The 8,738-nt window shown below is 68.4% G+C and carries 5 protein-coding genes and 1 pseudogene; 3 read left to right on the forward strand and 3 right to left on the reverse strand.

Annotation, left to right across the window (positions count from 1 at the left end; all coding sequences use genetic code 11):
• Nucleotides 1-121 (forward strand): annotated as a pseudogene (locus tag V7Z54_RS08725) (histidine/lysine/arginine/ornithine ABC transporter ATP-binding protein); the annotation flags it as partial.
• A gap of 229 nt (nt 122-350) precedes the next feature.
• Here the strand turns inward: V7Z54_RS08725 and V7Z54_RS08730 are convergent.
• Nucleotides 351-863: a cyanophycin metabolism-associated DUF1854 family protein gene (locus tag V7Z54_RS08730; RefSeq protein ID WP_334135896.1), complete on the reverse strand. Its 513-nt coding sequence runs from the start codon at nt 861-863 to the stop codon at nt 351-353.
• Nucleotides 860-3,148 (reverse strand): cyanophycin metabolism-associated ABC transporter, encoded by a 2,289-nt coding sequence (locus V7Z54_RS08735; RefSeq protein ID WP_334135898.1) that lies wholly within the window; start codon nt 3,146-3,148, stop codon nt 860-862. The genes V7Z54_RS08730 and V7Z54_RS08735 overlap by 4 nt, the downstream gene beginning before the upstream one ends.
• A 118-nt stretch (nt 3,149-3,266) precedes the next feature.
• Between V7Z54_RS08735 and V7Z54_RS08740 the strand changes: the two genes are divergently transcribed.
• Complete coding sequence (locus V7Z54_RS08740) at nt 3,267-5,465, forward strand: cyanophycin synthetase (protein WP_334135900.1); 2,199 nt, start codon at nt 3,267-3,269, stop codon at nt 5,463-5,465.
• The gene (gene cphA, locus V7Z54_RS08745) at nt 5,462-8,047 is read left to right on the forward strand and encodes a cyanophycin synthetase (protein WP_334135901.1); all 2,586 of its coding nucleotides are present in this window, start codon (nt 5,462-5,464) and stop codon (nt 8,045-8,047) included. Before V7Z54_RS08740 ends, cphA begins: the two co-directional genes overlap by 4 nt.
• A gap of 28 nt (nt 8,048-8,075) precedes the next feature.
• Here cphA and V7Z54_RS08750 read toward each other — a convergent pair.
• The coding region (locus V7Z54_RS08750) for an LD-carboxypeptidase (RefSeq protein WP_334135903.1) at nt 8,076-8,738 on the reverse strand (663 nt) is incomplete at its 5' end.

The raw sequence follows: 8,738 nt of genomic DNA on the forward strand, positions 1-8,738 counted from the left end.
CTCCAACCACGTCATCTTCCTGCATCAGGGCCGCATCGAGGAACAAGGCGACCCGAAGCAGGTGCTGACGCAGCCGCGCAGCGAACGGCTGCAGCAGTTTCTCAGTGGCAATCTCAAGTAACGGTCAACCCAGCGCGCAGCGCAAGGCCGTGCGAGAGCGTCACGGGGCCTGTCACGGCCAGCCCGCCCCGTGGGCGGACGGTGTGAGTTTTGCGTCGGTTCCAGCGCGCCAGGTGAGATATCTTCCGTTCACCCGCAAGCCACACCCGTTGACCCATCGATACCGTAGGCCGGGCGGGCGGCAGCCCCAGCGGTGCGCGGCGGCGCAACGGTCGCTCCCCGCTTTCCGATCACAAAAAGCGGTCGAGCAGGCGGCGGCTGTGGCGGTCCAGCCGCTGCGGCTCGCGAATCAGGTACTGCACGCCGTGGCTGTCCTGAATCAACAGCACGTCTGGCGCCACGCGGCGGATGTCCTCCTCGCCCTTGAGGACGAAGCGTGTCGGACCGCGATCGGTGTCTACCGTCCAGGTGCTGGGCGTGGCGAAGGCGCTGACCTCGCGCAGGCGCAGGATGCGCGGCAAAAACTCCCTCTCCGCCAGCGCCTCCTCCACCAAGGCACGCACCGGCGGATCGAGCGCATCCAGTGACGGCAGGTCAGCCAGCGCACGTCCGTCTGGACCAATGAGCGCGATGTGCTCGCGCGGCGCCTGGATCGGGAACGCCCGCACCGCCGTCACCGGCCCCAGCCACTGGCCGTCGTCGTCTCGCCACTGCAGCCAGCCTGATTCGGTGCGCCGCAGACGCTGCGCCAGCGGCCACTCATCGGTGGCCGGCACGGTAGATACGGGGTGGGTGGCGCTCATGTCGGTCTCCAGCGTTCGGCTTCGGCTTCGGCCTGGCGCAGCTGGGCCTGGTACAGCCGCCAGTAGGCCCCTTCGCGCGCGAGCAGCTCGTCGTGCGTGCCCTCCTCCACCTTGCGGCCCTGCTCCATCACCACCAGGCGGTCGGCCCGGCGCAGCGTGGACAGGCGGTGCGCGATGGCAATCGTGGTGCGGCCGCGCACCAGGTTGTCCAGCGCCTTCTGGATTTCCTTCTCGGTCTCAGTGTCCACGCTGGAGGTGGCCTCGTCCAGGATGAGGATGCGGGGATCGATGAGCAGCGCGCGCGCAATGCTGATGCGCTGACGCTCGCCACCCGACAGGCCCTGCCCGCGCTCGCCCACCAGCGTGTCATAGCCCTGGGGCAGACGCAGGATGAAGTCGTGGGCGTGCGCCGCGCGCGCGGCGGCGATGATTTCCTCGCGCGTCGCGTGCGGTTTGCCGTAGGCGATGTTGTCCGCGATCGTGCCGTAAAACAGAAACGGCTCCTGCAGCACCAGACCGATGTGGCGGCGGTAGTCGGCAACGGAGTAACGCCGGATATCGACCCCATCGACCAGGATCGCGCCCTCGGTCACATCGTAGAAGCGGCAGATCAGGTTGACCAGTGTGCTTTTGCCGGAGCCGCTGTGGCCGACCAGCCCGATCATCTCGCCTGGCCGCACCGTCAGGTTCAGGTTGTGCAGCACGGCACGGTTGCCGTAGCGGAACGTCACGTCGCGCAGCTCGATGGCGCCCTGCAGCCGCGTCAGCGGCACCGGGTCGGCAGGCTCGGGCACGCTGGAGACGTGGTCCAGGATGTCGAAGATACGCTTGGCGCCGGCGGCTGCCTTCTGCGTCACCGAGACGATGCGGCTCATCGAGTCCAGCCGGGTGTAAAAGCGCCCGATATAGGCCAAAAAAGCCGTCAGCACCCCGACGGTGACCGTGCCGCGCGCCACCAGCCAGATGCCAAACCCCCACACCACCAACAGGCCGACTTCGGTCAGTAGCGACACGGTGGGCGAAAACAGCGACCACAGCCGGTTGAGACGGTCGTTGACTTCGAGATTGTGGCGGTTGGCGTCGCGAAAGCGCTGCGCCTCGCGCCTCTCCTGCGCAAAGGCCTTGACCACGCGGATACCGGGGATGGTGTCGGCCAGCACGCTGGTGACCTCGGCCCAGACGCGGTCGATCTTTTCGAAACCGGTGCGCAAGCGGTCGCGCACCACGTGGATCAGCCACGCGATCAGGGGCAGCGGCAGCAATGTGGCCAGCGCCAGCGTCGGGCTGATGGAAAACAGGATCACCGCCGTCATCGCGATCATGATCACGTCGGTGGCAAAGTCGAGCAGGTGCAACGACAGAAACAGGTTGATGCGGTCGGTCTCGGAGCCGATGCGCGCCATCAGGTCGCCGGTGCGGCGGTTGCCGAAATACTCCAGCGACAGGCCGAGCAGGTGCTCGTAGGTGGTGGTGCGCAGGTCGGCCCCGATGCGCTCCGACACCAGCGCAAGGATGTAGGTTTTGGCCCAGCCCAAAACCCACGCCAGCAGCGCCGCGCCCAGCAGCCCGCCCAGCAGCAGCCACACCAGGCCCCAGTCGACCGGCGTGCCGCTCTGGTAGGGAATCAGCACGTCGTCCATCAGCGGGATGGTCAGATACGGCGGCACCAGTGTCGCTGCGGTGGCGGCCAGCGTCAGCACAAAGCCTGCCAGCAGCTGCCAGCGGTAGGGCCGTGCGAAGCGCCACAGGCGCAGCAGCGTGCGCACCGACGGCGGCGTGTGCACCACCTGGGCGCAGACCGCGCACTCGTCATCGTCCGGCTCCATCGGTGCATGGCACACCGGGCACTGCAGCGGCGCGGCCGCCCCTGCCAGCGTTTGATCTGGGGCGGCGTCACGCGCGGCTTCGAACGCCTCGATCAGGCGGCGCGCTGCCACCTGCCGGCCCAGCGTGTAGCGCCACACGGCCAAGCGCTGCGACTCGTGCCCGGGTATCTCGCGCCACAGCTCTAGCGTCTCGACGCCGTGGTGATCACTGCTGCGTAGGGCCAGATCCGGGCCAATCAGCCAGCACTGCGGCTGCGCCTGCGGCGACTCGGCCCAGCACAGGGTGCGCCCGTGCAGCCACAGCAGTCCCTCCCGGAAGTGCAAGCGGGCATCCAAATCGGTCAGCAACCAGACCAGGGCAGCGGCGGCACCACCCGTCCCACCTGCGCTGGCCACCACGGCGCGCCACGGCGCGGGCACGCTGGAAGGCGGGTCGTCAGACGGGGACGGATACAACATGTTGCAATTCGGTGTCGGCATCACGGCGTGTAGCGCGCGGCGACGGATCATAATCGGGTTGGACGCATCGGGCCGGACTTGGCCCCGCCCGAGCGCCTCAGACAGCCGAGTTTGATTCATGCCCTACGACGCCATCCGGTTTTTGCGTGTGCGCCACCTGCGTGGCCCCAATCTGTGGACGTACCGGCCCGCTCTGGAAGCCATTATCGATATCGGCGCCCTCGAAGACCACCCCTCACACACGCTGCCCGGCCTTTACGAACGGCTGACTGCCTGGCTGCCGGGTCTCATCGAACACCACTGTGGCGTGGGCGAACGCGGCGGTTTTCTGCAGCGCTTGCGCGAGGGCACCTGGGCCGGTCATATCCTGGAGCACATCGCCCTTGAGTTGCTCAACCTGGCCGGCATGCCCACCGGATTCGGGCAAACCCGCTCCACCGACCAGCGCGGCATCTACAAGCTGGTCATCCGCGCCCGCCAGGAGCAGGTGGCGCGCGCGGCGCTGCAAGAGGGCTGCGACCTGCTGATGGCCGCCATCAACGGCACGCCGTTCGATGTGCCCGCGGCGGTCAAGCGGCTGATGGCGCTGATCGACCGCCACGCGCTTGGCCCCAGCACGGCGGCCATTGTCGACGCTGCCAGCGCACGGCGCATTCCGCACATCCGGCTGACCGACGGTAATTTGGTGCAGCTCGGCTACGGCAGCCGTCAGCGCCGCATCTGGACCGCGGAGACCGACCGCACCAGCGCGATTGCTGAAAACATCTCGCGCGACAAGGACCTGACCAAGCGGCTGCTGGCCGAATGCGGCGTGCCGGTGCCCGAGGGGCGCATCGTTGCCGACGTGGACGACGCCTGGCAGGCGGCGCAGGACATCGGGCTGCCGGTGGTGGTCAAGCCCGTGGATGCCAACCACGCGCGCGGCGTGTCGCTGGACGTGCGCACGCGCGAGGAACTCCAAGCCGCCTACGCCCTGGCCAAGCGTGAAGGCACGGAGGTGATGGTGGAGCGCTACATCCGCGGACGGGAGCACCGCATTCTGGTCGTCGGCGGGCGCATGGTGGCCGCCTCGCGCGGCGAGCACGCCACCATCACCGGCGACGGCGTGCACACGGTGCGCGAACTCATCGAGCGCGACATCAACAGCGACCCCCGGCGCGGCGAGGAAGAGGAGTTCCCACTGGACACCATCCGCCTGCCCGAAAACCGCGATGTGATGCTGGAGCTGCGCCGCCAGGGTCTGGAGCCCGACAGCGTACCTGAGGCGGGTCGGGTCGTGTTGGTGCAACGCACCGGGTTGCTCACCGATGACATCACCGACGACGTGCATCCGGACATCGCTGACTGGGCGGCGCTGGCGGCGCGCGTCGTGGGGCTGGACATCGCGGGTATCGACCTGGTGGTCGCAAACATCACCCAGCCGCTGATTCCACAGGGCGGCGCGATCGTCGAGGTCAACGCTGGCCCTGGATTGCTGCCGCACCTCAAGCCTGCGCGGGGTATACCCCGACCGGTGGGGGAAGCCATCGTGGCTCATCTCTTTCCGGACGACGACTCAGGCCGCATTCCAGTGGTTGGCATCACGGGCACCCAGCAGACGGCCCAGATCGCCAGCCTGCTGGGCGCCTTGCTTGTGCGCGTCGACCGCAACGTTGGTGTGGCATGTGGTGGCGAGATTCGCCTCAACGGCCAGCGTCTGGACACCAGCGTGCCCTCGGAGTGGGAAGCGGGGCAGCGGCTGCTGATGAACCGCCTAGTCGATCTGGCGGTGATCGAGAATTCGCCGCGCAGCATCCTGGACGAGGGGCTGGCGTACGATCGTTGCCTGGTGGGCGTGGTCACCGACGTTTCCGCACCGACCGGGCTGGAAGATCACTATGTCACGACGCAGGAGCAGATGCGCCGCGTGCTGCGCACCCAGGTCGACGTGGTGCTGCCCCAGGGCTGCGCGGTGCTCAACGCCGACTGCGACGTGTGCGCCGGCCTGGCCGAGCTGTGCGACGGCGACGTGCTGCTGTACAGCTCCGATACCGGCCACAGCCGACGCGACGCCCACGTGGCCGAAGGCCGGCGCTTTCTCGGCATCGCGAACGGGCACGTCATTCTGTACCACGGCAATGGTCAGCGCATGATCGCCGACCTTGCCCACCCGACACTGCAGGCATTGCTGACGCAGGTGTCGGCGTCGACTCTGCTGGCCACGGTGGGCGCGGCACTGGCCCTGAACGTCAGTGTCGAGCTGATCCGCGCCGGTCTCGAATCCCTACCCGAGGGGTACCTCTCCCCCCTTGACCCTTGCGTTTTCCCCGCTCCATGAACGTCACGCGCTTGCGGGCCTTGCGCGGCCCCAATCTCTGGTCACGTTACACGGCCATCGAGGCGACGGTCGAATGCTCGGCGCAGGAGCTGGATCTGCGGTCGCTGGGGCCTTTCGAAGCCCGCCTGCGCGAGCGCTTCCCGCAGCTGGGCATGCTGCCGGAGCCCACCGCCAGCGGCGTGCTGACGATGGCGCACGCGCTGGAAGTTACCGTGCTGGCACTGCAGACGCACGCCGGCTGCCCCGTGAGCTTCAGCCGCACCATGGCAGCGCCCGATCCGGGCGTCTTTCAGGTGGTGGTTGAGTATACGCAGGAGGAGGTGGGGCGGCTGGCGTTCGAGCTGGCGCTGCAGCTGCTAGACGCGGCGCGTGACGATACCGCCTTCGACGTCGCATCCGCACTGCAGCGCCTGCGTGAGCTCGACGAGGACGTGCGTCTGGGGCCGTCCACCAGCTCGATCGTGGAGGCCGCCGTGGCGCGTGGCATCCCGTACCGGCGCCTGACCTCCGGTAGCCTGGTGCAGTTTGGTTGGGGCAGCAAGCAGCGCCGCATCCAGGCGGCCGAGTGCGACACCACCAGCGCCATCGCCGAAGATATCGCGCAGGACAAAGACCTGACCAAGAAGCTGCTGCACGCCGCGGGTGTGCCGGTACCGTTGGGTCGGCCAGTCGCCGACGCCGAGGATGCCTGGCGCGCGGCCCAGGAGCTGGGTGGCGCCGTGGTGGTCAAGCCGCGCGACGGGCATCAGGGCAAGGGGGTCACGGTCAACGTCAGCACGCGCGAGCAGGTGCTTGCCGCCTACGAGGCCGCGCGCCACTACGGCAGCGAGGTGATGGTGGAGCGCTACCTGCCGGGCATCGACTTCCGGCTGCTGGTGGTGGGCCGCAAACTGGTGGCGGCCGCTCGCCGCGACCCGCCGCTGGTCATCGGCGACGGCGTGCACAGCGTGCGCGAACTGGTCGATCAGGTCAATGCCGACCCGCGCCGTGGCGACGGCCACGCCACACCGCTGACCCGCATCCGCCTCGACGAGATCGCCATCGACCGGCTGGCCCAGCAGGGATTGACGCCGGATTCCGTGCCTCCGCGGGGCATGCGCGTGGTGCTGCGCAACAACGCCAACCTGTCCACTGGCGGCACGGCCACCGACGTCACCGACGAGGTGCACCCGCTGGTGGCGCAGCGCGCCGTGGCCGCGGCGCTGACCGTGGGGCTGGATGTGTGCGGCGTCGATGTCGTGTGCCAGAGCGTCGTCGAACCGTTGGAAACCCAAAGCGGCGGGATCGTGGAAGTCAACGCTGCCCCTGGCCTGCGCATGCACCTCAGCCCCTCATTCGGCAAAGGGCGCCCCGTCGGCCAAGCCATCATCGACCACATGTTCCCGCCGGGCGAGGATGGGCGCATTCCGCTGGTGGCCGTCACCGGCACCAACGGCAAGACCACCACCGTGCGCCTGACGGCGCACCTGCTCCAACAAAGGGGATGGCGCGTGGGCTTTACCGACACCAATGGCGTGTACGTCAACGGGCGGCAGATCGACAGCGGCGATTGCAGCGGCCCCAAGAGTGCGCGCCGCGTGCTGGCGCACCCCGATGTGGACGCCGCGGTGCTGGAGACGGCACGTGGCGGCATCCTGCGCGAGGGTCTGGCCTTCGACCGCTGTCAGGTTGCCGTCGTCACCAACATCGGCAGCGGTGACCACCTGGGCCTGAACTACATCACCACGGTCGAAGACATCAGCGTCCTCAAGCGCGTCATCGTGCAGAACGTGGCGGTCAACGGCACAGCGGTGCTCAACGCCGCCGACACACACTGCGTGGCCATGGCCGAGTTCTGCCCCGGCCAGGTGACGTACTTTGGCCCGTCGGCGCAGCACCCCGTCATCGCCACCCAACGCGCGCTGGGCAAGCGCGTCGTATTTGCCGACGACGGCTGCCTGGTGGCGGCCGAAGGTGGATGGCAGGTGCGCATCCCGTTTAGCCAGATTCCGCTGACCGACAACGGCACGATCCCGTTCCAGATCGACAACGCCATGGCTGCGGTGGCGGCGGCGTGGGCGGTGGGCGTGCCGTGGGATGCGATTGCCGCCGGCCTGGAGAGCTTCCGTGCCGACGCACAGACCGTGCCCGGGCGCTTCAACCGGTTCGTCTATCGCGGCGCTACGTTGATTGCCGACTATGGCCACAACCCCGACGCCATCGCCGCGCTGTGCCGCGTCATCGAGACCCTGCCTGCGCGCAAGCGCGTGGCCGTCATCAGCGCCGCTGGCGACCGACGCGACCAGGACATCGTCGAGCAGACGCGGCTCATCGGACGGGTATTCGACGAAGTGGTGTTGTTCGAAGACGCCTGCCAGCGCGGCCGCGCCGACGGCGAAGTGATCGCCCTGCTGCAGCAAGGCCTGCGCGATGCCCCGAAGACACGCTGGCATACCGCCATCCGGGGCGAATTCGCTGCTATCGACGCGGCGCTGCAACGCCTGCAGCCCGGCGACGTGTGTCTGATCCTGATCGATCAGGTCGAGGAGGCGCTGGCGCACATCGAGCGCCGGATCACCGAGGCGCAACCTACCCCCGCCTGAGGGCAGCCCGCCAACACTGGGGCCGCGCTCAACCCCACAGCAGCAGCGCCTCGCGTCCTTCGATGACGCAGTCCACAGCGCGCCCCACCGGCAACACCACCTTGGTCGGCACATGCCCGAACGGCAGGCCGGTGAGCACCGGCACGCCCGGCAGCTGCGCACGCAGCCACGCAACCACCGTTTGCAGGTTGAAACCGCGGTCGTGCGGCGTGAGGGTAAACCGATTGAATGCCCCCAAAAAAATGGCGCGCTGGCTCCTCAGTACCCCCGCCAGCAACAGCTGCGTCAACAGCCGCTCGATGCGATACGGGTGCTCGCCCACATCCTCCAGAAACAGCAGCCCGCCATCGATGGCCGGCAGGTACGGCGTGCCCACAAGTCCGGCCAGGATCGAGAGGTTGCCGCCCCACAGCACGGCGCCTTCCACCCGCCAGCCAGGGGTCAACTCTGGGTGGGCGCGCAGGTCAGCGGGCGGCAGCCGCCAACCAGCCCCCTTCCCTACCCCCTGCGCCAGATCGTCAAAGCACGCCGAGGTGATCTCGTCCACGGCGTCACCCGCCCAATCCTCCATCAGGGCCGGCCCTGCCCAGGTCACCGTGCCGCGCTGGGCCAACACCGCCATCTGAAAGGCCGTGAAGTCGCTCAGTCCCACCCACGCCATGCCGCGCCGCGCCGCCGCGTCAATGGCGTC

The sequence above is a fragment of the Tepidimonas sp. genome, from assembly GCF_036824975.1.
Lineage (GTDB): Bacteria > Pseudomonadota > Gammaproteobacteria > Burkholderiales > Burkholderiaceae_C > Tepidimonas.